Annotated in this window: 17 protein-coding genes; 10 read left to right on the top strand and 7 right to left on the bottom strand. The window is 74.3% G+C overall.

Translation table 11 applies throughout. The annotated features are described in order from the left end of the window. The first annotated feature begins 89 nt into the window (after positions 1-89). On the top strand, positions 90-689 hold the full coding sequence (locus ACFWYW_RS44315; RefSeq protein WP_379623201.1) for an SAM-dependent methyltransferase: 600 nt from the start codon (positions 90-92) through the stop codon (positions 687-689). A gap of 6 nt (positions 690-695) precedes the next feature. Here ACFWYW_RS44315 and def read toward each other — a convergent pair whose 3' ends face one another. Further along, a complete protein-coding gene (gene def, locus ACFWYW_RS44310; RefSeq protein ID WP_379623203.1) occupies positions 696-1,217 on the bottom strand; it encodes a peptide deformylase in 522 nt (173 codons plus the stop codon). A 106-nt stretch (positions 1,218-1,323) separates the two neighbouring features. Here def and ACFWYW_RS44305 point away from each other — a divergent pair, with 106 nt between their 5' ends. Then, the gene (locus ACFWYW_RS44305; RefSeq protein WP_379623296.1) at positions 1,324-2,115 is read left to right on the top strand and encodes a class I SAM-dependent methyltransferase; all 792 of its coding nucleotides are present in this window, start codon (positions 1,324-1,326) and stop codon (positions 2,113-2,115) included. Positions 2,116-2,359: 244 nt separating this feature from the next. Here ACFWYW_RS44305 and ACFWYW_RS44300 read toward each other — a convergent pair whose 3' ends face one another. Next, positions 2,360-2,881 (bottom strand): hypothetical protein, encoded by a 522-nt coding sequence (locus ACFWYW_RS44300; protein ID WP_379623205.1) that lies wholly within the window; start codon positions 2,879-2,881, stop codon positions 2,360-2,362. 53 nt (positions 2,882-2,934) lie between these two features. On the opposite strand from ACFWYW_RS44300, the gene ACFWYW_RS44295 reads away from it, so the two are divergent. The 6 genes from ACFWYW_RS44295 to ACFWYW_RS44270 are packed head-to-tail and all read left to right on the top strand — an operon-like array spanning position 2,935 to position 15,379. Then, complete coding sequence (locus tag ACFWYW_RS44295; protein ID WP_379623207.1) at positions 2,935-3,861, top strand: GNAT family N-acetyltransferase; 927 nt, start codon at positions 2,935-2,937, stop codon at positions 3,859-3,861. Positions 3,862-3,906: 45 nt separating this feature from the next. Beyond that, entirely contained in the window at positions 3,907-4,737 is an 831-nt protein-coding gene (locus tag ACFWYW_RS44290; protein WP_379623209.1) for a DUF4132 domain-containing protein, read from the top strand. Continuing rightward, positions 4,730-9,214, top strand: a complete 4,485-nt coding sequence (locus ACFWYW_RS44285) for a hypothetical protein (RefSeq protein ID WP_379623211.1) — start codon at positions 4,730-4,732, stop codon at positions 9,212-9,214. Before ACFWYW_RS44290 ends, ACFWYW_RS44285 begins: the two co-directional genes overlap by 8 nt. Further along, positions 9,211-10,293, top strand: a complete 1,083-nt coding sequence (locus ACFWYW_RS44280; RefSeq protein WP_379623213.1) for an AAA family ATPase — start codon at positions 9,211-9,213, stop codon at positions 10,291-10,293. Before ACFWYW_RS44285 ends, ACFWYW_RS44280 begins: the two co-directional genes overlap by 4 nt. Next, a complete protein-coding gene (locus ACFWYW_RS44275; protein ID WP_379623215.1) occupies positions 10,290-13,745 on the top strand; it encodes a DUF5682 family protein in 3,456 nt (1,151 codons plus the stop codon). The genes ACFWYW_RS44280 and ACFWYW_RS44275 overlap by 4 nt, the downstream gene beginning before the upstream one ends. Next, a complete protein-coding gene (locus ACFWYW_RS44270) occupies positions 13,742-15,379 on the top strand; it encodes a hypothetical protein (RefSeq protein ID WP_379641273.1) in 1,638 nt (545 codons plus the stop codon). Before ACFWYW_RS44275 ends, ACFWYW_RS44270 begins: the two co-directional genes overlap by 4 nt. On the opposite strand, the gene ACFWYW_RS44265 is transcribed toward ACFWYW_RS44270, so the two are convergent. The 4 genes from ACFWYW_RS44265 to ACFWYW_RS44250 all read right to left on the bottom strand — a co-directional run bounded on the left by ACFWYW_RS44265 (position 15,376) and on the right by ACFWYW_RS44250 (position 19,851). Next, positions 15,376-16,107, bottom strand: coding sequence for a DNA polymerase beta superfamily protein (locus tag ACFWYW_RS44265; RefSeq protein WP_379623219.1), 732 nt, complete (start codon positions 16,105-16,107; stop codon positions 15,376-15,378). The two genes, ACFWYW_RS44270 and ACFWYW_RS44265, sit on opposite strands and share 4 nt — an antisense overlap. Further along, positions 16,104-16,742 carry a DNA polymerase beta superfamily protein gene (locus ACFWYW_RS44260; RefSeq protein WP_379623220.1) on the bottom strand — a complete coding sequence of 213 codons (639 nt, stop codon included), beginning with the start codon at positions 16,740-16,742 and terminating at the stop codon, positions 16,104-16,106. Before ACFWYW_RS44260 ends, ACFWYW_RS44265 begins: the two co-directional genes overlap by 4 nt. Continuing rightward, a complete protein-coding gene (locus ACFWYW_RS44255; protein ID WP_379623222.1) occupies positions 16,739-19,264 on the bottom strand; it encodes an MXAN_6230/SCO0854 family RING domain-containing protein in 2,526 nt (841 codons plus the stop codon). The genes ACFWYW_RS44260 and ACFWYW_RS44255 overlap by 4 nt, the downstream gene beginning before the upstream one ends. A 353-nt stretch (positions 19,265-19,617) precedes the next feature. Then, on the bottom strand, positions 19,618-19,851 hold the full coding sequence (locus ACFWYW_RS44250; RefSeq protein WP_379623224.1) for a DivIVA domain-containing protein: 234 nt from the start codon (positions 19,849-19,851) through the stop codon (positions 19,618-19,620). A 240-nt stretch (positions 19,852-20,091) separates the two neighbouring features. Here ACFWYW_RS44250 and ACFWYW_RS44245 point away from each other — a divergent pair, with 240 nt between their 5' ends. Together ACFWYW_RS44245 and ACFWYW_RS44240 are read left to right on the top strand one after the other, a co-directional pair. Further along, the gene (locus ACFWYW_RS44245) at positions 20,092-21,945 is read left to right on the top strand and encodes a propionyl-CoA synthetase (protein WP_379623226.1); all 1,854 of its coding nucleotides are present in this window, start codon (positions 20,092-20,094) and stop codon (positions 21,943-21,945) included. Positions 21,946-22,114: 169 nt separating this feature from the next. Next, the gene (locus ACFWYW_RS44240) at positions 22,115-23,002 is read left to right on the top strand and encodes a DMT family transporter (RefSeq protein WP_379623228.1); all 888 of its coding nucleotides are present in this window, start codon (positions 22,115-22,117) and stop codon (positions 23,000-23,002) included. Between the two features lie 47 nt (positions 23,003-23,049). On the opposite strand, the gene ACFWYW_RS44235 is transcribed toward ACFWYW_RS44240, so the two are convergent. Next, positions 23,050-23,829, bottom strand: coding sequence for an SDR family NAD(P)-dependent oxidoreductase (locus ACFWYW_RS44235; protein ID WP_379623230.1), 780 nt, complete (start codon positions 23,827-23,829; stop codon positions 23,050-23,052). Positions 23,830-23,904: the final 75 nt, after the last annotated feature.

Below are 23,904 nucleotides of genomic sequence, written 5' to 3'. Positions count from 1 at the left end.
GCCGGGTGCCGGCGCGCGGGGCGGGCGGCGGGGGGGGGCGGGCGGGGCCCCGGGGCCCCGGCCCGCCCGGCGGCGTTAGCATGGCGATCATGGAGGAACCCGACTGGCACGGCTGGCACACCGGCTACGACTCCCCAGGTTCTCCGTTGTGGCGCAGGCTGAGGGTGGTGCGCGCGGCGATCTCCGGCGCGCTCGACGCCGGCGCGCGCACCGTGGTCAGCCTCTGCGCGGGCCAGGGCCGCGACCTGCTGCCCGTCCTGGCCGGACACCCCGGGCGCGCCGGGGTGAGCGCCCGCCTGGTGGAGCTCGACGAGCGCAACGTACGGCTGGCGCGGCAGTCGGCCCCCGAAGGCGTCGAGGTCGTCGCGGCCGACGCCGCCCTCACCGACGCCTACGCCGGAGCCGTCCCCGCGGACCTGGTCCTGGTCTGCGGCGTCTTCGGCAACATCACCGACGCGGACGTCCGCCGCACGATCGGCTACCTGCCGATGTTGTGCTCACCGGGCGCCACCGTGATCTGGACCCGCCACTGCCGCGAGCCCGACCTGGGGCCGCGGGTGTGCTCGTGGTTCGCCGAGGAGGGCTTCGAGCTGGAGGGGCTCACCCGGGAGGACTTCACCGTCGGCGTCCACCGCTACACCGGGCCGCCCCGGCCGCTGGAGCCGGGTCTGCGGATGTTCACCTTCTGACCCGGCTCAGGTGGTGGTCAGCGACTCCTCGTAGGCCTTGAGCACCTGCTTGCGGCGCTTGGCCGGGAGGCGGTCGATGTAGAGGTGGCCGTCGAGGTGGTCGCTCTCGTGCTGCAGGCAGCGGGCCATCAGGCCGGTGCCCTCGACGGTGACGGGGGCGCCGGTGAGGTCCTGGCCGTGGACGGTGGCGACGTCGGCGCGGGGCAGCGGCGCGTACTGGCCGGGGACCGACAGGCAGCCCTCGTCGCCCGGGTCGAGGTTGCGCTCGCCGACCGGCGGGAGTTCGAGCGTGGGGTTGACGACCACGCCCACCTGGCGCTCGCCGTCGGCGTCGGGGCAGTCGTAGATGAAGACGCGCAGGCCGACGCCGATCTGGTTGGCGGCCAGGCCCACGCCCTTGGCGGCGTACATGCTGGCGAACATGTCGTCGACCAGCGCGGCCAGTGCCTCGTCGAACCGGGTGACCGGCTCGCAGGGGGTGTGCAGCACCGGATCCCCGACGTACACGATCGGACGGACCTCTCCCACGACGGACGCCCTCCCTAGATGCGAAAGATTCGCAACAAGTGTACGGCACTGCGAGTCTCGCTATTTAAGACACATTCTTCCAAATTCTGAGATGCAGACTAGGGTGATCCTCATGTACACACACGGCCACCACGAGTCCGTTCTGCGCTCCCACCGCTGGCGCACCGCCGAGAACTCGGCCGGATACCTCCTGCCCCACCTCAAGCCGCACATGAGCCTGCTGGACGTCGGCGCGGGACCCGGCACCATCACCGCCGGCCTGGCCACGCGCGTCGCCCGCGTCACCGCCGCCGAGGTCACCGACGAGGCGCTCCAGCTCTCGCGCGACGAGGCGGCGGCCAGGGGAGCGGGCAACATCGACTTCGCCGTGGCCGACGTGCACGCGCTGCCGTTCCCCGACGACACCTTCTGCGTCACGCACGCGCACCAGGTGCTCCAGCATGTGGCCGACCCCGTGCGGGCGCTGCGCGAGATGCGGCGCGTCACCAAGCCGGGCGGCATCGTGGCCGTGCGCGAGAGCGACTACGCGGCGTTCGCCTGGTACCCGGAACTGCCGGAGCTCGACGCGTGGATGGACGTCTACCAGCGCGCCGCCCGAGCCAACGGCGGCGAACCCGACGCCGGGCGCCGGCTGCCGTCGTGGGCCAGGCAGGCGGGCCTCTCCGACGTGACGACCACCTCTTCCACGTGGTGCTTCTCGACACCGCAGGACCGGGAGTGGTGGGGCGGCATGTGGGCCGAACGCGTCGTCTCCTCCGCGCTGGCCCACCAGGCCACCTCGACCGGCCTGGCCACCGCGCCGGACCTGGCGCGGCTGTCGGAGGGCTGGCGCACCTGGGCGGCCGACGAGGACGGCTGGTTCTCCGTCCTGCACGGCGAACTCCTCGCCCGCGCCTGAGAAAGCACGCCCGGGGGCACCGGAGGTAGGGGCAGTGCGACCCCCGTGCGCTCAGAGGACAGCGCCACCGCCCCGTGGCTCGCCGAATGGTGGTGGGCTGAGGGCCGATGACCCGAAGGCCGGGCAACAGCGGAGTCGTCACGGCGAGCACCCCGTGAGCCCTCACGACCGGCGCTCGACAGACCCCGGCCCACGACGGCGAGTCCGGGCAAGGGGGCGCGAGCCGTAACGTAAAAAAGGCGGGTCAGATGCCGAGAGTGGGGGTGCGCTGCCAGCTCGGGTCGCGGTAGAGGACGACGTCGGTGCCGTCGAGGAGTTCGTCGGGGGCGGAGATCATGGTGATCTCGCCCATGGACTGGAGCTCCAGGAGCAGGTCGCGCACCCGCGGCCCCACCGGAAGGCGGCCCACCGGCAGATCGAGGCCCGAGCGGATCAGGTCGGCGATCTCCGACAGCCGGAACGGCCCGTCGAACCCGGCGATCACCCCCCGCACCGTGCTCATCGTGATCAGCTGCTCCGCCTCGGAGTGCGCCAGTTGCCAGATGATCTGCTCCCTGCGTCCCCCGCTGCCCGCGCAGTTGGTGCAGGGCCGGGTGACGCCGGGCGCCATCGTCTCCTCGCCGGAGCCGAGGCAGCCGGTGCACCGGTCGTTCTCGGCGGCGTGGAGCTCGGCGGGCATCCGGCCGGCGAACGAGGCGCCGCACGAGCAGGCGTAGGCGTCGTCGCCGAGCAGGGCGCCGGGAGTGGGCGAGATCGTGTGGTTCATCGTCGAAGACTCTACTTGCTAGAGTCCCCCGACCTGGAAGTTGTGGAGGAAGTGTGCTCTTTCGCCCCTCGGTCGAGTCTGATCTCGACCGCCTGCTCGCCTGCACCGTCGATGACGGCATCAGCTGGGCCGACCCCGGCCGCCTGACCGGCTTTCTGGCCGACGGGCAGTACCGGCACGACCGCGTCTGGATCGCCGAGCAGGACGGGCGTGTCATGGCCCGCGCCGTCTGGTGGAGCTTCGCCGGCAGCGACCAGCCGATGGCGCTCGACTGCGTCTACGTCGACCCCTCCGTGGAGGACCGCGTGGAGCTCGCCGCCGACCTGCTCTCCCACGCCCACGAGGTGTACGGCACGCGGCCCGCCTACCACGTGTTCCTCCCGAACGGCTGGCGCGAGCGCCCCGCCGTCGCCGCGGCCATCGCCTGGCGCCAGGAGGCGGCGGCCCGCGCCGGGCTGACGTTCGAGCTGGAGCGGCTGCGCTACGAGTGGACCCAGGACGACCCGCTGCCCGCCGCCTCCGGCCGGCTGGTGTTCAGGACCGAGGACGACGACGAGGTGTTCGCCGAGGCGTTCCGGCGGGTCGCCGAGGGCACGCTCGACCACGAGACGCGCGAGGCGCTGGCCACCATGGACCCGATCGAGCAGGCCAGGCAGGACGTCGAGGACTACAAGTCGATGCCGGGCGAGCGTTCGTGGTGGATGCTGGCCCACACTCCGGGCGGCGACCTGGTCGGCGTCGCGCTGCCGTCGGCCAACAACGGTGGGCCGGTCGTCGGCTACCTGGGCGTGGTGCCCGAGCACCGCGGCCACGGCTACGCCGACGACCTGCTGGCGGAGATCACCAGGTTCCTGGCCGGGCGGGGCGCGCGGCGGATCGCGGCGGACACGGATCTGGGGAACGTGCCGATGGCGCGTTCGTTCGAGCGGCTCGGGTATCGGAACTACTCGATCCGCCTCGTCCTGTCATCGGCCGAATAATCCGGCAAAACGGGATTGTCGCTGACTTCTGCAAAGATGCCAGCCATGTCGGAAGATGTGACGTGGGTGGAGGCCGGAGGCGGCTACCGGCTCGCCCTCGACGGCGGCGCGCTCGCCTGCCAGAACGCCGCCGGCAGGCGGCTCAAATCGGTGCCCAAGGCGGTCAAGGACAGCCCCGCCGCAGAGGAACTGCTCGCCCTGCGCGACCACCTCGCCCGGCACGAGGCCGAGTGCCTGGCCACGGTGGAGTCCTGGATGCTCGGCGGCCACCCCGTCCCGTCCCCGATGATCGCGGCCGTCTGGCCGGATCCGGCCTGGCGAGAGGCGCTCACCGACCTGGTCGTCCTGCGTGACGACGAGCCGGGGCTGCTCAAGGACGCCGGCGAGGACGGCCGGCTCGGCGTCGTCGACCTCGACGCCGAGACCGCCTGGCTGGAGCCGGGGCCGATCCTGATCCCGCACCCCGTGCTGCTGGCGGATCTGGCCGACCTGCGCGAGTTCGCCGCCGAACTGGGCGCGGCGCAGCGTGTGCCGCAGCTGGCCCGCGAGGTTCACCACAAGGGCGCCGGAGTGCCCGACTACGCGGGCGGCCGGTTCTCCGAGCTGCGCCACGCCACCGCCCGCGCCGCCCGGTTCGGCTTCCGGGTGCGCGGCGGCTATGCCGTCTGCCCGGTCGTGGACTCCGGCCGTCCCGTCCAGGCCCGCTACTGGCTGGGCGACGACGGCCCCGACTACGAGGCGTACACGGGAGACCTGATCTGGGTCGGCGCCGACGAGCGCCCGCTCGAACCCGCCGACGTCGGGCCGGTCGCCTGGTCGGAAGGCGTGCGCATGGCCGAGCTCATCTACGCGGGAAGGATCACCGACGGTGACTGACGACCTCCTCCTCGACGCCGGGCTCGCCCCGGCCGGGGCCGAAGGCGGCCAGCCCGTCCGGGCCCGCGCCTACGGCCACCCCGCGCTCGGCGAGCGCCCGGTGATCCGCCTCATCGGCGAGACGACCGCGCCGGCCGAGGACCGCGCCATGGCCTTCCTCGGGTACGGCGAGCCGCACGTGAGCCAGCCCCTCGCCACCGGACGCCGCCGCGGCCTCGGCTACCCGGCCTGGGCCCTGGTCAACGACCCGCGCGGCGCCAAGGCGGCGCTGGCCGCCGTCTCCGGCATGGAGCGCGCCGCCCGCCTGGCCGCCGCCCGTCCGGGGGCCGCCGCCGACGCCTACGCGGAACTGGTCGCCACCCTGCCGCGCACGCACCTGCCGAGCTTCTGGGAGCAGGCCGGGCGGACGTTCATCGCGGCCGGGCACGGCGGCCAGGCGGCGGTGATGTTCGGTCGGGCCCGCGAGGCAGAGGCCACCTACGCGCTGCCCGTGGACGAGGCGGCCCGCCGGGCGGTGTTCCTGGAGTACGCCTTCGCCGGGGCCCTGCCGGTCAAGGCGGTCAACACCTACGTCGTCGAGCTGGCCGAACGCTACGAGCCGCGCCGCGCCTACGACGAACTGTTCGAGCTGGCGGTCCGGCGCACGCTCGGCGGCCTGCCGCCGTGGAGCGACCTGCCCAAGCAGTTGCGCAAGCTGGCCAAGGCCGCCAAGCTCGACCCCGCCGCCGAGGACGAACGCCTCATCGCCACCCTGCTCGGCGCCCCGGCGGTGAAGCGGGCCCGCCCCGCGTTCTGGAAGGCCTACCGCGCGACCCTGCTCGCCCAGCCGCGGCAGGCGCTGCTGGAGGTCTTCCCCACCGCCGACGGCGTCGACGAATGGTGGCTGGAGCTGCTGCGCGAGTCCGGCGCGCTCGACACCGTCCCGGCCGCGTGGCTGTCGCGGCTGGTGGCCCACCTCAAGCGCGGCTGGCGCTCGGAGCCCGGCTCACCGGCGCTGCTCGCGCTGGTGGAGCGGATCGCCGGCCGGCTGGCCGCCGAGGGCGAGCCGGTCCGGCTGGACGGGGGAGTGGCCTGGCGCAGCCGGATGCTCGACCTCGATCTGCTGGACGCGTGCCTGGCCGCCGGGGTCCCGGTCGCCGATCCCGGCAGCGAGGCCGTCGTCCACCTGGGCAGGTGGCTGATGAACGGGCGGATCCGCGACCTGGCCGCCGTCGCCGCCGACCCGCGCTTCGCGCCCCTGCTGGAGCAGGCCGTGGGCAACCACCGCGAGGTCGAGGAACTGATCGAGATCCCGGTGCTGCGGCCGATGGTCCACGCCTGGCTGCTCGACAGGACCCGGCAGGCGGCCTCCGGCGGGCTGCTGGACGCGCGCTCCGCGCTCGACGCCCTGGAGAACGCGCTCACCGGTCCCGTGCTGGCCGCCTTCGAAGGGCTGCGCGAGGCGATCGAGGGCATCGACTTCGCGGTGCCGCTGTGCCGTACGCTGCGGGCGGGCGTCTACGACGAGCTGGGCTGGGAGGCGTTCGACGCCGCCCTGGAAGAGCTCGGCGACGACGCGCGCGTCAGCGCGAGCTGGCCCGTGCTCACCGTCTTCACCGCCGCCAAGGCGATCGCCCTCGGACCGGGCGGCCGGGTCGCCGAGCACGACCTGCGGGTGCCCGCCGGCACGCCCCATCTCGACGTCCTCTACGCCGGCGGCGCCTTCCGCGTCGCCTGGGGCACCAACGAGTCGCGCTCGTTCTACTGGTCGTCGGCGCCCTCGGAGATCCACGAGAAGGACGGCTGGCACTACTTCCACGAGCACCGGGCCGGGCTCGGCTACGCCTTCCTCACTCCCTCGGGCGGGCGCGTCACCGGCCGCAAGGCCCTGCACCCCGGCGACCGGCGGCCCGAACTCGACGAGACCGGCCGCATGTTCTCCGACGGCGCCACGTTCTGGATCCAGCCCGACGCGTGGCGGCCGGTGCTGCGCGAGCTCGACCCGGCCGCGGGACAGCTCGGGCGGGCCAGCCTGCCGGCGTTCCTGGAGGACGCGCCGCCGCCGCCCGATGCGCGGTGGCAACTGGACGGCTGCTCGCTGGCCCCGCTGCCCGAGGGCCTGGAGCGTACGCCGCTCGGCGCCGCGGACGGCATGATCGGCTTCCGCGTCCACTCGGCGGGCGGCCACTACACCTACGCGCGCGCCGACGGCCGCGGCGGCAGCGCGAAGCTGACGGCGACGCCCTGGGGACTGCTCGACCTGCCCGGACGCGCCGAGCCCCTGCTGCTCACCGGCACCGGTACCACGGTCGTCCTCACCGAGGCCGACGGGACGCTCCATTGGGACGTCACCACCGGCCGCGACCGGTGGAGCACCGCCAAGGGCAGTTCGGACGGCACCGCCCTGGTGCCGTTCCAGGCGTTCTGGCACCATCTGGCGCCGCGCGATCCCGGCGGCTCCGCCGTACTGCGGGATCTGACGGAGGCCGGCGCGCGGGCGCTCATGGACGGCGGCGCGCCACCCGTCACGCACGAGCGGCTGCGGCGCGGCGTGGCCGGGCTGGTGCGGCAGGCGAACGAACTGGCCACCCGCCGCGACGAACTGCTCATCAGCGCGGGCGCCACCGCCGGGCTCGTCCCCGGCCTCGACGAGGAGGAGCTCGCCAAGGCGCTGGCCGACCTGGTCAACGCCCAGGGCATGCTCACCTACCAGGCCGGGCGGCAGATCGCCTTCACGGTCGCGTTCCTGTCCGGCGAGGTCCCGCCCGAGGCGGTCAAGGGCGGCATGCCCGGCAGCTTCCAGGACTGGACCGACCTGATCGGCCGCCTCGGCGGCCTGGCCGTGCGCGCGATCTCGCCCGCCACGCCCGCGCCGCGCAGGGCCGCGATCCTCGCCCTGCTGGAGCTGTGGTCGGGTTCGCGGCTGGCCGAGCCCGGCCTGCGCCGCGGCGTCGCCGACGTGGCCGGCCTCACCGGCCACCTGTCCGCCGAAGGCGCCCACCTCACGCTCGACCTCACCCCCGACTACTCGGGCATCTACCAGGCGCGGCGCCGCAGGTTCATCGAGTACGGCACCGCCCCCCGCGCCGGCGAGGTGCTGGACGTCTCGGCCGAGCTGCCCACCGGCTGGGCCACGCCGCGCACGCTCGCCGCCTTCGTCGACCGGCTGCGGACGCAGGGCCCCGCCGCGCACGATCCCGAGGCCGTCGAGCTCCTGTGCGCCGAGACCGGTCTCGGCCGGCCCGCCGCCGCGCTGCTGCTGGCCGGGCTGCCCGGCCTGGACAGCTGGGGCCGCGACTTCCTCGACGCCGAGAGCCGTGAGGTACTCGGGCTGAAGCCCGCCGAGGCCGTCATCGCCCGCGACGAGCTCAAGGCGCTCACCCGGCAAGAACGGCGTGACCTGCTCGACGAAGCCGTCCCCGCCGACCCCTGGGACCAGAAGGCGCTCGCGCGCGGCCTCGCCGACGCGTGGACCGCCCGCTTCGGACGCCGGACGCGGGTGCCCGAGGACGCCGTGACCGCCGCCAGGACCCTGCCGCTGCGGCTGCCCGCTGTCATGGCGCTCGGCGCGCTGACCGACCCGTCCTCGGTCGCCGAGCTGAACCGGGACCACGACACCTGGCTGGCCGGGAACCGCTACCACGAGGTGGTCGAGCCCGTCGCCCTGAACGACCTGCTCGCCGACCTCGTGCTGGCGCTGCCGTGGGCGTATGCCACGCTGCCGGGCGGCCATCCCGTCCGCGCGGGCCTGCCGGCCGCCCTCGACCTGGTACGGCGCCGCCTGAACCACCCGGGGCTGCTCCTGCGCGGCGGCCCGATGGAGGCGGAGGGTTTCACCGGCGAGCCGTACCGGGGAAAGCTGGACGAGGAGGTCGCGGCCGTCGACGACGGCCTGACCATCGTCGTGACCCACGGCCGGACGTTCTTCCGCCCCGCCCTTCTCGGCGGCGACGCCCGCTCCCGGCTGCAGCTGTCGCTGGAGACGCCCTGGGACACCACGACGCCGGCGGCCCGGATCGTCGCGCTGCTGCGCTCGGACGGCTACACCCGGATGGCCGAACGGGCCCCGCTGCTGGAGGCGGGCCGCTGGGAGGCCGATCCCAGAGCGAGCGCACCGGGCGTGCTCGCCGCGGCGGCCGACGAGCTCGGCCTGGACGAGGACGCCGCCGTCCTCTACCTGCAACTGCTCACGCTCCTCGAACCCACCGACCGCAACGTCCGCACCTGGAACGACTGGACGCCCGCTCGCCACAAGAAGGCCGCCGCCGTCCTGTCGGAACGCGGGCTGGTCATGGCCGCCAAGCGCGAACGCGCGGGCCGCGGGTTCTTCCTGCCCGGCGGCTGGACCAAGGGCAAGGCGCCCGATCTGCCCGCCGAGACGTGGAAGCTGGAGGCGCTGTATCCGCTCACGCTCGGCCGCCGCCTGCCGGAGACGTCGCTGCCCGAGCTGTTCGAGCGGGCGTGGCGGCGCGTGCGCGAGGGGGAGGGCCCCCGATGAGCCTTCAGGCGCAGGTCGAGCCCGCCGAGGTCCGCCACGCGGAGGAGCTGGAGCAGCTGGCCGCCCGCCCCGGTCCCCGCCCGCCCGGCTGGCGGCTGACGCCCTCGGCCGTCGTGGACTTCGTCATGGGCGACGGCCGGCGGGTCGCGCGCAAGTTCGTCGGCGAGCGGGCGCTGGTCGAGCGGGCCGTGGTCACGCTCGCCGGAGAACGCGGCCTGCTGCTCGTCGGCGAACCGGGCACCGCCAAGTCGATGCTGTCGGAACTGCTGGCCGCCGCCGTCAGCGGCGCCAGCGAGCGGGTCGTCCAGGGCACCGCGGGCACCACCGAGGAACACCTGCGCTACGGCTGGAACTACCGCCTGCTGCTGGCGGAAGGGGTCAGCGGGCAGGCGCTCGTGCCCTCCCCGATCCTGGCCGCGATGCGCGCGGGAGCCGTGGCGAGGGTCGAGGAGATCACCCGCTGCCTGCCCGAGGTGCAGGACGCGCTGGTGTCGGTGCTGTCCGAGCGCCGCATGGCCGTGCCCGAGCTCGGCGCCACCGAGTACGCCGCCCAGGGCTTCAACGTGATCGCCACCGCGAACCTGCGCGACCGGGGCGTCTCCGAGATGAGCGCGGCCCTGAAGCGGCGCTTCAACTTCGAGGTCGTGCCGCCCATCGGGACCCTCGCCGACGAGGTCGCCCTCGTCCGCACCCAGGCCGGCGCCGCCCTCGCCCGCGCCGGGGCCACGCTGGAGGTCGACGACGCGGTCATGGAGGCGCTGGTGACGACCTTCCGCGACCTGCGGCTCGGCACCGCGGAGGAGGGCTGGCCGGTGGAGCGGCCGGCCGCGGTGATGAGCACCGCCGAGGCGGTGGCGGTCGCCGGGTCGATGGGGTTGCAGGCCGCCTACCTGCCCGTTCCCGACCCGCTTTCGTTGCTGCCCGGGTATCTGCTGGGCGTCGTGCGCAAGGACGATCCCGACGATCAGGGCAAGCTGCTGGCGTACTGGGACACGACGGTGCGGCGGCGGGCCGAGAGCGGGCCGCGGTTGTGGCGGCGGCTGTACGAGCTGCGCGACGCGCTGTCCGGTGGGTCGTGAAAGAACTCGAGGAGCTGGCCGGAGGGCGGGCGCCTTATCTGATCGGGGTCCGTCACCATTCGCCGGTGCTGGCGGCGGCCATGCCGTACCTGCTGGAGGCGGCGCGGCCGCGGGCGGTGCTGGTCGAGCTGCCCGGGGAACTGCAGGAGTGGCTGGGCTGGCTCGGCTCGCCCGCCACCACGGCGCCCGTGGCGCTGGCCGTCGCCTCGCAGGAGGGGGAGCGGCTGGGTTTCTACCCGTTCGCTGACTTCTCGCCGGAACTGGCCGCGGTGCGGTGGGCGGTCGGGCGCGGGGTGCCGGTGCACGCCATCGACCTGCTCACCGAGCTGCCCGGCGACAGCCCGGCAGGGGAGCTGGTGCCCGCCCTGATGCGGCGGATGGACGTGGACGACCACGAGGAGCTGTGGGACCGCCTCGTGGAGACGCCCTCCCACGGGGCCGAACCCGGGCGGATCCGCCGCGCCGCCCTGGCCGTCGGCTGGGCCCTGCGGCAGGACGCCGGCACGATCTCCGAGCGGGATCTGGCGAGGGAGGCGTGGATGCGGCGCCGTATCGCCGACATCGGGCCGGAGGGCGCGGCGGTCGTCGTCGGCGCCTTCCACGCCCCCGCGCTGACCGCCCCCGCCGCCGCCGTTCCCGAGCCCGTGCGGGAGGAGGTGGTGACCGCGCTCGTTCCCTACGGCTTCGAGCTGCTGGACTCGCGCTCCGGCTACCCCGCCGGCATCAAGGACCCGGAATGGCGCCAGGCCGTCTACCTGGCCGAGGGCGACCCCGCCGCCGTGGAACGGGCCGCCGCGGAGACGATCGCCCGGATCTGCGCGGAACTGCGGCGCGACGGCCACGTGGCGGGCGTCCCCGACGCCAAGGCCGCGTACGGCATGGCCCGCGACCTGGCCGCCCTCCGCGACCTGCCCGCCCCCGGACGCCGCGAGCTGGTCGAAGCCCTCCAGAGCACGCTGGCCCAAGGCGAACCCCTGGGCCGCGCCCGCGCCGTGGCCCGAGCCGCCGAACGGGTCCTCATCGGCGCCCGCCGCGGCCAGGTCGACCCCGCCGCCCCCCGCTCCGGCCTGCTCACCCACGTCGAGGCGCTCGTCGCCGGCCTGGGGCTGCCGGGACCCGGGCAGCCGGAGGCCGTCCTGCGCCTCGACCCCCACCGCTCACCCCTCGACCAGCGCCGCCACCTGGCGCTCAGCCGCCTGTCCGCGCTGGAAGTCGGCTACGCGGAGGAACGCCCCATGACCGGCGTCGGCGGCGCCGACACCCTGGGCCGTTCGTGGACCGTACGCTGGCGTCCCCTGACAGAGGCGACGCTGGAGCGGGCCGCCGTCTACGGCACCACCCTCGCCCCCGCCGCCGAGGGCCGCCTGCGCCGCGCCGCCCTGACCGAACGCCTCCCCGGCGTCCTGGAGAAGGCCGCCGCATGCGGCCTGCCGGAGTTGACCGCCGAGCTGCTTGGCCGTCTCGGCACGGAGTTCGTCCCCGTGGCCGGCCCCGCTGACCTGGTGGCCTGCCACCGCCTCCTCTGCCGCCTCGCCGCCCTCCCCACGCCGCCGCCCGGCTGCCGGGAGGCGGCCGAACTCGTCCTGACCGCCGCCGTCGCCTCCGTCGAAGGCCTGTCCGGGATGACCCGCCACGAGGAGGCGGCGCTACTGGGCGAACTGGTCCGGCTCGCACCCGCCCGGGGCCGCCTGACGTGGGCGTTGCGCCGCATGGCCGCCGACGGCACCCCTCTGGCCCAGGGCGCCGCCGCCGCGGCCCTGCTCGTCGCGGGCGCGGACACCTCCGCCTCGCTGTCGGTACGCCTCGCCACCTGGGCCGAATCCGCCTCCCCTGAGCCACCACCGGCCCTGCTGCCTCCCGCAGACCAGGCGCCCTACCCGCCCGCTGACCGGTCGCCCCTTCCGCCCGCTGACCGGCCATCCCGCTCGCCCGCCGAGACCGGGGCCGGGGCGGCCGGGGCCGTCGAGGCGGTGGCCGGGGCGGGGGTGATGGCGGCGGGGCGGGTGGCCGGGGTGGTGCTGGTGGCGGGGGCGATGCTGGAGGCGTCGGCCGAGCTGCTGGCGCCGCTGGCCGAACGGGTCGAGATCTGGGACGACGCCGCGTTCCTCGCCCGGCTGCCCGCGCTCCGTGACGGGTTCGAGGCGTTGTCTCCCGCCTCCCGCCAGCGCCTGCTCGACAGCCTCGGGCTGGACACCGACCTGACCCTCCACGCCCCGGCCGGGGAACTCGCCGCCTGGGCCGCGGCCGACGAGGCGGGGCGGCTGGCCGTACTGGAGCTGGATCCCGCGGCCCTGGACGGCGCGGACGGCGAGGCCGCGGACGGCGCGCGCCCCGTGGCGGTCCCACGGGACGGGGAGGGGTACGCGCGGCGGATCGGGCGCGCCGACCGGTGGCGGATGGTGCTGGGGCGTGCGGCCGACCGGCTGGACCCCGCGGCCAGGGCAGTCGCGCGGGCGCTGGACGACCTGTACGGGGCGGGAACGGGGGAGGGGGCCGGCGCGGGTGGGGACGGGCGGCCGTATCCCTCCGCCCGGGAGTGGGTGGAGGAGCTGGAGGCACTGTTCGGGGCCCGGGTACGCGAGGAGGTCGTGGGACGGGCGGCGGCGCGCGGGCGGGTGGACGCGCTCCTGGCCCTGGACCCGGAGCGGGTCAGCGCGGACGTCGGCCTGCTCGAAGGCATGCTGGCCCTGGCCGGGGCGCTTCCCGAGGCGCGGCTGGCCAGGTTGCGCCCGCTGGTGGCGCGGATGGTGGCCGAGCTGACCGAGAAGCTGGCCCGGCGCATGCGGCCCGCGCTCACCGGCCTGACCACGCCGCGGCCCACCTCGCGGCCGGGCGGCCCCATCGACCTGCGCCGTACCCTGCGGCGCAACCTCCACACCGCCCGGCTCACCGAACGCGGGCCGGAGGTCGTGGTGGAGCGGCCGGTGTTCAGGACCCGGGCCCGGCGTGGCGCCGACTGGCACCTGCACCTGTGCGTGGACGTGTCGGGCTCCATGGAACGCTCGACCATCTACGCCGCGCTGGCCGCCGCCGTGCTGCACGGGGTCCCGGCGTTGAGCGTACGCTTCATCACGTTCTCCACCGAGGTCGCGGACCTGTCCGACCGGGTGGCCGACCCGCTGTCGCTGCTGCTGGAGGTGTCCGTGGGCGGCGGCACCGACATCGGCACGGCCCTGCGCTACACCCGCGAACGCCTCACCGTCCCCCGCCGCAGCATCGTCGCCGTGGTGAGCGACTTCGACGAGGGGGTGTCGGTGGGCCGCCTGCTGGCCGAGGTACGCGCGCTGGCCGGCACCGGAGCCCACACCCTCGGCCTGGCCGCCCTGGACGACCAGGGCAAACCCATCTACAACCGAGCCGTCGCCGAGCAGGTGGCGGCCGCCGGGATGCCGGTGGCGGCGCTGTCCCCGTCCGAACTGGCCGGCTGGATCGCCGAGAGGGTGCGCGGATGAGGCCGCAGGTGATGCCCGCGGTCCTAGCCGACGCCCTCGCCGCCGCCCCCGCCCGCGTCACCAGGCGCCTGGACGCCGCGCCGGGCGCGGCGGAGGACTGGCAGTGGCATCCCGAGGGCGCCGAACTGCACGTCAGCACCGGCCAGGAGACGGTACGGCTGCCGCTCGCGGGCGTGCTCACCGACCTCGCCCAGATCACCTGCACCTGCCTGCTCACCCCACGCTGCCTGCACGCCCTCTCGGTCCTCAGCGCCCTGCCCCTGGCCGGCACGTCCCCGGTACAGAGCGAGGAGCCCGGCCCCGGCACCTCGTCGTCCCAGAGCGACGAGCGCCCCGACCCCGGCGCCCGGCAGACGCCGAGCCGAGCGCGTCCGCCGGGCGGCGGACCGGCCGCGATGGCGTGGGAGGCCGGGGCCGAGGTGCTCGCCGCCGGAGTGGCGCACGCGGGCGCGGCGGCCAGGGAACGGCTGCTGCGGGCGGCCCACGCCTGTGCCGAGGCGAGCCTGTACGACCTGGCCCGGCCGGCCACCGCCGTGGCCCAGGGCGTTCACGACGTGCGGGCCAAGCGGCCGGAGTTCGAGCTGGCAGGCTACGCGCGGGACCTGGCCGAACTGCTCGGCACGGCCTGGCGGGACACCGGACCGGGCGGCCAGAGCGCCAGGCGCCGCTACGAGGCGCTGCCGCCGATGATCCTCCAGGGGTTGTTCAGCGAGCCCGTCGTCACGGCCTCCGGCTACGCGGGCGTGGTGACCTGGCTGGCCGACGAGGCGGGACGGTTGTTCAGCGTCGCCGACGTGGCGCCGGGCGGCGTGGAGCGGGTGGGAGCCGCCTACCGGGCGGCGGTCCGTTTCGGCGGGCTGGCGCTGTCGCCCGAACGGCTGGGCCGCAGCCGCGTCTTCGCGCAGAACGCCGCCGCCAGCGCCGACGGCAGGCTGAGCAGTACGAAGGAGACCAAGGCCGCGATCCATGGCGAATGCGCATGGACCGGCCTCCTGTGGACGGAACCCCCGGCCGGCCAGCTGGCCAGGGCGCTGCGCGGCGAGCGCGACGGCCTGATGTTCCTGCGGGCCGAACTGGCGGGCCGTGACCTGCGCACCGGCGCGGGCACCCTGACCGCCGTCGGCGCCACTCCCGACGCCGAAGCCAACCTCCGCAAACTCGCCCAGCCCCATGAGCGCGACGTCATCGTCCGTGTCGTGCCCGACCAGCCGGGCGTGGTCACCGTCCTGGCCGCAGACCGGCACGACCTGCCCTTCGCCGACCTGCCCGGCCCGTCGGGCCCGCCGCTCCCGCCCAAGCCCGGCGGGCGCGCCCCCCCCCTCACCCCGCTCCACCGCGTCCTGCACCGGATGGCCATGGGCGGACGGGCGACCGCGGGCCCCGCGGCGGCCGCCACGATCGCCGCCACCGCCGCTCGCCTGCGCCGCGATCAGCTGCCCACCGCCGCCGCCCTCCTGGAGAGCCTGGCCCGCCAGGCCGCCGCCGTCCGGCGTACCGTGACGGGCGAGTCGCTGCCGGAACCGCCCGGCGAACTGGCCCGCGCCTGGTCGGCCGCCATGACCTACGCCGGCCGGGCCGAGGAGGAACTCACCCTCCGCCTCTGGCGAGCGGCGACGGAGCCGGGGCCCGGTTAGGCGAGGCGGTGGCGGATCACCAGGTCGTTCAGGGCGTCGTGGGCGGTGGCGGCCTCGGGCAGGGAGGAGGCGGCCTGGGCCTCCCGCAGGGCCGCGGTCATCCGGGCCACGTCCGCCGCCACACCGTCGATCACCGGCGCCGCCCCGTGCTCGGCCTCCCGCTTCGCCTCCACCAGCTCCGGCAGGTACGCCGGGCCGTACCCGGACAGCAGGGTGAGGTCGGCCACCAGCTCGCCCGTGCGCATCAGATGGGTGCCGGTCGCCAGCACCCGGAACGTGTACAGCAGCGGCTTGAGCTCGCCGGTCTTGTCGAACAGGCGCCACTGGGTACGGGCGAAGCCGAGATAGTGGTGGGCGTGGTGGCGGGTCAGGCAGCCGGGCGCGAGCGCGGTCAGCTCCGCGTGCGCCGGCGAGGTGGCCACGACCAGCGGCGACAGCAACTGCTCCAGCACGTAGCCGTTGCGGTTGAGCAGCAGCCGGCAGAACTTGGCCAGGTCGTGCGTCACCAGGTCCACCTCGACCGACTCGCGCGTCCAGGTGCGGTCGAGCGTCTCCGGGCCGGTGCGCAGGCCGACGACCTCGCGCAGCGGCAGCACGTGCGCACCGCGCAGGTCCACGTCGGAGTCGCGTGAGGGGAAGCCGTACAGGTGCGCGCCGCTCACGGTCGCGAACACCAGCGGGTACGGCTGCTCGCCCGGGATCTCGGGCAGCCAGCCGGGCAGGTTCACAGGTGGGTCCTTCTGACGTCCAGCAGGAACGCCTCGACGGCCGCGCGGTCCGGAGCCGCCGGCAGGACGCTCACCGCGGACTCCAGCTCGGCCGCCAGGCCCGCCCGCCACGCGGCCACCTCCTCCCAGGAGACCTCACCGCGCTTGACGGCCAGCAGCCGCTCGCGCTCCGGGCCGGCGTCGATCTCGAGGTCGCCGTGCCGGACGAGATGAAGGCCGCAGCGCATGAGACGGATCATGTGCATGGCCTGCTTCCACTTGGGCGCGGCCGGGTTCAGGCGGCGGAACTGGGCGTCGGCGTACCCGCAGAAGGTCTGGCGGGCACGCTCGGACAGGAACGCGCGGCGCAGCCCGAGCAGCCGCTCGCCGAGCGGGGTGCTCAGCTCGACCAGCGGCGACCACAGGCACTCCAGCACGGTCGGGTTGGCCTCCAGGGCCAGGCGGCAGAAGCGCTCCACCTCCCAGGAGAACTGCTCGGGCAGCGGCCCGTCCCGATGGGTGGGCGGCTTGTCCAGACGCCAGAACGCCTGCGTCGGCGCCACGAACACGCCCCTGCGGTCGGTGTCGGAGGCGTCGGTGTCCAATCCGTAGGCGCGCGAGCCCACGACGACGGACAGGATCAGGTCGTCGTTCACGGCGCCAGCCCGCTCAGCAGGTCGGCGGCCTCCAGACGGCGTCCGCCACAGCGGTCCGGGTAAAGGGCGTAGACGCCGGCGTCGGCGGGCAGGTCGACGTCACCGCGGACCAGCATCGCGAGCTCGGCGCCGTCCGGCCGGCCCTCGGGCGCGCCGGCGCGGGCGGACAGGCGCGCGGCGAAGGAGGCGACCGGTTCGCCGGGGCGGCGCTCGTAACGGACGACCACGCCGTCGCGGCGGCGCACCAGCACCTCCTGGGCGCGTCCAGCCGCGTGCCAGCACGCCAGCTCCCACATGGTCACCCGCTCCTCGAACGCCTCGCCCAGCGCCCGGCCGAGCGCCGCCAGTTCGTCGCCGCTGCCGGCCACCTGATGACCGTATCCGGCGGCCGACAGGTTGAGGTCCGCCCACACCGAGGTACGCGACCACAGGTCGGCCACCAGCGGGACCAGGATCTTCGCCGGCCCGGACAGGTCGAAGCGCTGCCGCACCGCCAGCGGGTCGAACAACGCCTCCTCCGGCTGCCGCATGAACCCGGCGAAGCCGCGTACCAGCTCGTCGAAGGGCACGTCGTTGTAGCTGAACACGACCGGCACGAGATACCGCCCGCGCAGCGCCCGCACGTCCACGTCGATGAACTCCGACGCGCCGAGCGGCTCCGGCGCCGAGGTCAGGTCGCCCGAGTGCGTCAGCGCCTTGCCCAGCCGCAGGTTCGTGTAGTCGCACAGGCCGGCGAAGCGCCAGCTCTCGTCGAAGACCGCCACCGACAGGTCGAGGTCGACGCGGGTTCCCGGCGGCTCCGCCCAGTGCAGGAAGAAACGCAGCCGGGCGTCGTCCGGGATCGGCTGCCTGCTGCCGCGCGTCAGCCGTACCAGCGCCTTGGACGCGGTGCGCTCCGACGTCGGCGCGACCAGGTCGGCCAGCGCCTCGTCCAGCAGCGCGCGGCGCACCCCGGGCAGCGCGGACGCGCGCCGCAGGAGCTCGGCCGTGAGCACGTCCTCGGCGCCGAGCACCACCTCGTCGGCCAGCGGCGGCCGCTCGTCGGGCAGCGTCCAGAAGCGCGCGGTGCCGCCTCTCGGCAGGAACAACCGGCGGCTTCCCGGAGCCGCCCGCAGCTGCCCGAGCGCGGACACGAGCACGCCCGGCGCCACCCGCCGCACCGCGTCCTGAAGCACCGTCCCGGGACCCAGCAGCGTCTCCGGCGACAGCCGCAGCATCTGCGACAGGCGGCGCACCAGCTCACCCGGCCGCGCGGCGAGCAGCCCGGCCGCCTCCTCATACCGCTTGGCCGCCAGCGCCGGCTCCACCCGCCCGTTGAACGTCGTCGCCCGCAGCCGCCCCGCGCGCACCCGCACGGCTTCGGGGTGGCCCGCCGCCCGCGCCAGCAGGGCCCGCCCGAACGCCGTCCCGCCGTCGAGCGCCGTCCCGCGCAGCGCCGCGAACGCCATCGCGGCCACCGGGAACCTGCGCGCGTGCTCGTGCGGGTGCAGCACCTCGCCCATCCGCACCCACAGCCGGGCGTGCCGCCGCAGATCCTCCAGCAGGTACGGCACCGCCATCCGATCCAGGCAGCCCAGCACGACCCGCCGCATCCCCCTGCCCAGCGCCAGGCGCTCGGGCGCGATGCGCAGCCCGGGATCGCCGCCCATCAGCTCGAACAGCAGCCGCAGCACGTCGGTGGCGGTCTCCAGGCGCGCCTCCAGCAGGCCGGTGGCGCCGTGCCGGGCGGCCACGGCCAGGGCCACCGCCCTGGTCTCCTTGACCGGGATCGCCTCCGGCAGCCAGGCCGCCGACTCGGGCCAGCACGACTCCAGCAGGGTGCGCAGCTCCGCCCGCTCGTGCGGGGGCATGGGAGTGCGCCGTTCCAGGAGGGAACCGGTCAGCTCACGGGCGGCGGCCTGCGGGTCCTCGCACAGTCCCAGCACCGCGACCGGCCTGGTGAGAGTGGCGCGCGGAGCCGTACGGGCCGATCCGGCCGGACGCAGGAACGGATCGTCGGGCGCGATCCGCCGGTGGCAGACGGGGCAGGCGCTGAAGTCGGAGCCGTCCCAGCACAGGCGGCACACGAGGTGCGCGCACGGCGAGACGGGATGGACGGTCCCGCGCTCTCCGCACAGCACGCACGGCTGCTCGGCCGCCTGGGTGAGCAGACTGAACACGCGGCGCACGTAGAAGTCCCGCGTGTCCTGAGGCACGCTGTCCGGAAATTTCCGGAAGAGCGGGATGTGTTCCGCACCCGCGCCCACCTCGTTCCGCGCCCAGTGCAGCACCCTGCGGCCGACCTTCGCCAGTTCTGCCGCGTCCAGCCCGCACAGCGCGTCCCGCAGCGGCCCCGACAGCAGGAACCCGAGCTGCACCAGCTCGGCCTCCAGCGCCGCGACCCCGCCCGGAACGTCCGCCGCGACCAGCCGCATCCCCTTGCGCAGCTTGCCCACCGGCGGCACCGCGCGCGGGTCGGCCAGCATGGGCGCGAGGGCGACCAGCCGCCGTGCGCGCAGCAGTACCTCGGCGATCGCGTGCACTCCTGGCCTCCCCCTGAAGACGCGTGCGGGAGGCCGTGCCGGGCACGGCCTCCCGGGGCGGAGAGCGGGCACGCTGTTCATAAGAAGTGATGAGAAGGAAGCACACCCTGAGCCGCCCAGGCGCCACACGCTACCCGGATGACCACGGCCATGTCCTCCCCATATTCGCGGGTCCGGCTGGGACGAGGTCACGGACGCCGGGAAGGAGCCGGCCCCTGTCCATGCGCGACGGGCTGCTGGCGGGGGTGGGAGCCGGGGATGCGGGCGGTGTCGGCCCAGGTGGCCCCAGCCTGCAGTGCGTGGTGGGCGTTGGTGGGATGCCGCATGGTACGCGCGATGCGCTTTCGGTGTTGTCAGGAGAGGCGGGTGAGCACGTCTCGTAGGGCCTCGTCCACCTGGCGGCGGTGGTAGCCGCGCAGGGCGATGCGGAGTTCGGTGGCGCGGATCTCGTCGGGGGTGACACGTTCGGCGTCCGTGGCGGTGCCGTCCAGCGTCTTGTTGATCCGGGTGAACAAGTCATTGACGGTGCTTGCTTTGTAGCCCCGTAAAACCACGTCGAAGGTGTACATGGCGATCAAGTGTGGCATGCCCGCCTCATCTGACGCCTGTCGCAGTTCTCACCACTTAGGGGGCTCAGGGGCGAGGCCGTTGCGGTGCTTTGGGTGCGCGCCCGAGGGGCGTGGAAGGCGTGGAGGGCGGCTGGGGGCGGCGGGGGGTGGGTGGGGTGGCGGAGCCGTAAGAGATCGAGGGCTTGTGGGGGGAACGCGGGCGCAAAACGGCGGCCGGGAGGGTTGATTGGGTGGTGGCGGGGCTGGTGGGATCGGGGGGTGGGTTTCGATGAGGTGTATCGGTGGAGCATTGAGCGGCCCGAGCGGTTCTGGGCCGAGGCGGCGCGGGGGATCGAGTGGGATGTGGAGCCTGCGCGGGTCTATGCAGATGGGCGGTGGTTCGGGGATGGGTGGCTGAACACGTGCCACAACGCGCTTGACCGGCACGTCGCCGCCGGACGGGGGGAGCAGGCGGCGCTCATCTACGACAGTCCGGTCACCGGGGCCAAGCGGACCTATACCTACCTTGAGCTGCTGGATGAGGTGGCGCGGACGGCGGGGATGCTGGCCGGGCTCGGGGTCGGGCGCGGGGACACCGTGGTGATCTACATGCCCATGGTGCCCGAGGCCGTCGTCGCCATGCTGGCCTGCGCCCGGCTGGGGGCGGTGCACTCGGTGGTGTTCGGCGGGTTCGCGGCGCCTGAGCTGGCGGTGCGGATCGACCATGCGCGGCCCAAGGTGGTGATGTCGGCCTCGTGTGGGATTGAGCCGTCCCGCCTGGTGGAGTACAAGCCGCTGCTCGATGCCGCACTCGATCAGGCTGAGCATCGGCCCGATCACTGTGTGATCCTGCGGCGACCGCAGTGCCGCGCGGAGCTGGAACCGGGGCGTGATCTTGACTGGGCCGAGGTGGTCGGCGCCGCCGCGCCCACCGGTTGTGTCAGTGTGCGGGCCACCGATCCGCTCTATGTTCTCTACACCTCGGGCACCACCGGTGTCCCCAAGGGCGTCGTGCGCGACAACGGCGGGCACGCGGTCGCGCTGCACTGGAGCATGAGCGCCGTCTACGGCGTCGCGCCGGGCGAGGTCTTCTGGGCGGCCTCCGACGTGGGATGGGTGGTCGGGCACTCCTACATCGTGTACGCGCCGCTGCTGGCCGGCTGCACGACCATCCTCTACGAGGGCAAACCGGTCGGAACCCCGGATCCCGGGGCGTTCTGGCGGGTGGTGGCCGAGCATGGGGTGCGCGTGCTGTTCACGGCGCCGACGGCGATCCGGGCCATCAAGAAGGAGGACCCGGCGGGGGAGCAGGCCGCCAAAACCGATCTGTCCGGCCTGCGGCATCTCTTCCTGGCCGGGGAACGCCTCGACCCCGACACCTACCACTGGGCCACCGGCCTGCTCGGCATCCCCGTCATCGACCACTGGTGGCAGACCGAGACCGGCTGGCCCATCGCCGCCAACTGCGTCGGCATCGAACAGCTCCCCCTCAAGCCCGGCTCTCCCACCAAGCCGGTCCCCGGATACGACGTGCGCATCCTGGACTCCGCCGGCGCCGACTGCCCGCCCGGCACCGAAGGCGCCGTCGCGATCCGCCTGCCGTTGCCGCCCGGCTGCCTGCCGACGCTGTACAAGGACGACCGGCGCTTCACCGAGTCGTACCTGACCCGCTACCCCGGCCACTACCTGACCGGCGACGGCGGCTACATCGACGCCGACGGTTACCTCTACGTCATGGGCCGCATCGACGACGTCATCAACGTGGCCGGCCACCGCCTGTCCACCGGCGCCATGGAAGAAGTCATCGCGGCCCACCCCGACGTGGCCGAATGCGCGGTGATCGGCGTCGACGACCCGTTGAAGGGCCAGCTGCCCATGGGGTTCGTCGTCCTGAAGGCCGGTGCCGACCGTGACCCCGCCGATCTCGAACGCGAACTCGTCACCATGATCCGCGACCGCATCGGCCCCGTCGCCGCCTTCCGCCGCGCCCTGGTGGTCACCCGCCTCCCGAAGACCCGCTCGGGCAAGATCCTCCGGGCGACCATGCGCGACATCGCCGCCGGACGGCCGTACCGCACTCCCTCCACCATCGAGGACCCCACCGCCCTCCAGGAGATCACCGACGCCCTGTAACCCCCGCCTGTGCCGCCCTCGACCCGTGTGTCTTGGGAGCAACGCTTCGGGCGCGGAGCCGTGGGGCTGCGGCGGCGTGGGGTTGTGGGGCCGCGAGAGTGTCGGGGGTGCCGGGGTGGGTGGGGATAGTTTGATGAAGGGTTAAATGTCGTGGCCCTAGGGTCGGGGTATGGAGCACAGCGTTGAGGTGAGGACCGACCGGCGGGCGTTGGCGGCGGTCGGGGTGACCGTGGTGTTGTGGGCGTCGGCGTTCGTGGCGATTCGGGCCGCCGTACAGGATTATTCGCCCGGCGCGCTCGCCCTCGGACGGTTGCTGGCCGGATCGCTCGCCCTTGGTGTGATCCTGCTGGTGCGCCGCGAAGGGCTGCCCTCGCGCAAGGCCTGGCCCGGGATCGCGGTGTCGGGGGTGTTGTGGTTCGGGGTGTACATGGTGGCCCTGAACTGGGGTGAGCAGCAGGTCGACGCCGGTACCGCTTCCATGGTGCTGGGGATCGGGCCGGTGCTGATGGCGTTGCTCGGCGGGTGGGTGCTCAAGGAGGGCTTCCCGGGGCGGCTGCTGGCGGGGCTGGCGGTGTCGTTCGCGGGCGCGGTCGTGGTCGGGGTGTCGATGTCGGAGGGCGGGGCGTCGTCGGTCCTGGGGGTCGGGCTGTGCGTGCTGGCCGCGGTGTCGTGGGCGGTGGCGATCATGGCGCAGAAACCGGCGCTGAAGTACGCCTCGGCGCTCCAGGTGACGACGTACGGGTGCGTCGTGGGCACGATCGCCTGCCTGCCCTTCGCCGGGCAACTGGTCACCGAGGCGGCGCGGGCCCCGCTGTCGGCCACGCTCAACCTGGTGTACCTGGGCGTCTTCCCGACCGCCGTCGCCTTCACCACCTGGGCCTACGCCCTCGCCAGGACGACGGCGGGCAAGATGGGCGCCACCACGTACGCGGTCCCGGCGCTGGTCGTGGCCATGGCGTGGGTGGCGCTGGGTGAGGTGCCGGGGTGGCTGACGTTCGCCGGCGGCCTCCTGTGCCTGGCCGGCGTCGCCGTCACCCGCTCCAGAGCCGGCCGCTGACAAGATCGACGATCCGCGCGGAGAAAGCCCTAAGAGCGGAAGGCCCTCTAACGGCGTGCTCCGGTCTTGGTCGCCAGCAGGCGGGTCAGGGTGGGTGAGGCCCAGGCGGCCCCCAGCATGAGGCGCATCATCACCGGCAACGACGTACGGCCCCGCCCCCGGCGCACCGCGTTGACCAGGGCGCGCGCCACCTGCTCAGGACTGACGGTCGGGATGATGCCGGCGATGCCCGGGATGCGCTCCTCCGAGCCGGGGTTGTTGGCGAAGTAGTCGCTGGAGACCTTGCCGGGGATGATTTCGGTCACCCCCACCCCGGTGCCGTGCAGGTCGGCGCGGAGGGCGGCGACCAGGCCGCGCAGTCCCCACCGGGCCGCGGTGTAGCCGAACGCGCCAGGCCAGGCGATGCGGGAGGCGGGGGAGTTGACGACGACGATGCGGCCGCTGCCCCGCCGTACCATGTCATGGGCGAAGGCGGCGCTCACGTAGCCGGCGGCGAGGAACGGCACCGCGGCCAGCTCCCTGAACTGCTCCGGCGAGGTCTCGTCGGCGAACAGCCACAGCCCGGCGCCCGCGTTGTTCACGATGACGTCGGGCACGCCGACCGTGGCCTTCACGTGCTCGGCCATGGCGGTGACGGCGGCCGGATCGCCCAGGTCCGCGGGGAAGACGTGTGACTTGCCCAGCTCCGTGGCCAGGGCGTGGAGCTTGACCTCGTTCCTGGAGGTCAGGACCAGCCTGGCCCCGGCGCGGGCGAACTCCCTGGCGGTCTCCGCCCCGATGCCCGACGACGCGCCCGTCACCAGTACGACCTTGCCCCGCAGTTCCACCGCATCTCCCGAAAAATCGCCCAATATGTACCAATATGGACCAATATCGCGCCAGGGTATCGGTCATCCGAAAAC

The sequence above is a fragment of the Nonomuraea sp. NPDC059023 genome (assembly GCF_042740095.1).
In the GTDB taxonomy this organism is placed as follows: domain Bacteria; phylum Actinomycetota; class Actinomycetes; order Streptosporangiales; family Streptosporangiaceae; genus Nonomuraea.
Note: the sequence above shows the minus strand (reverse complement) of the source record. Positions and strands in the feature narration are given on the sequence as shown.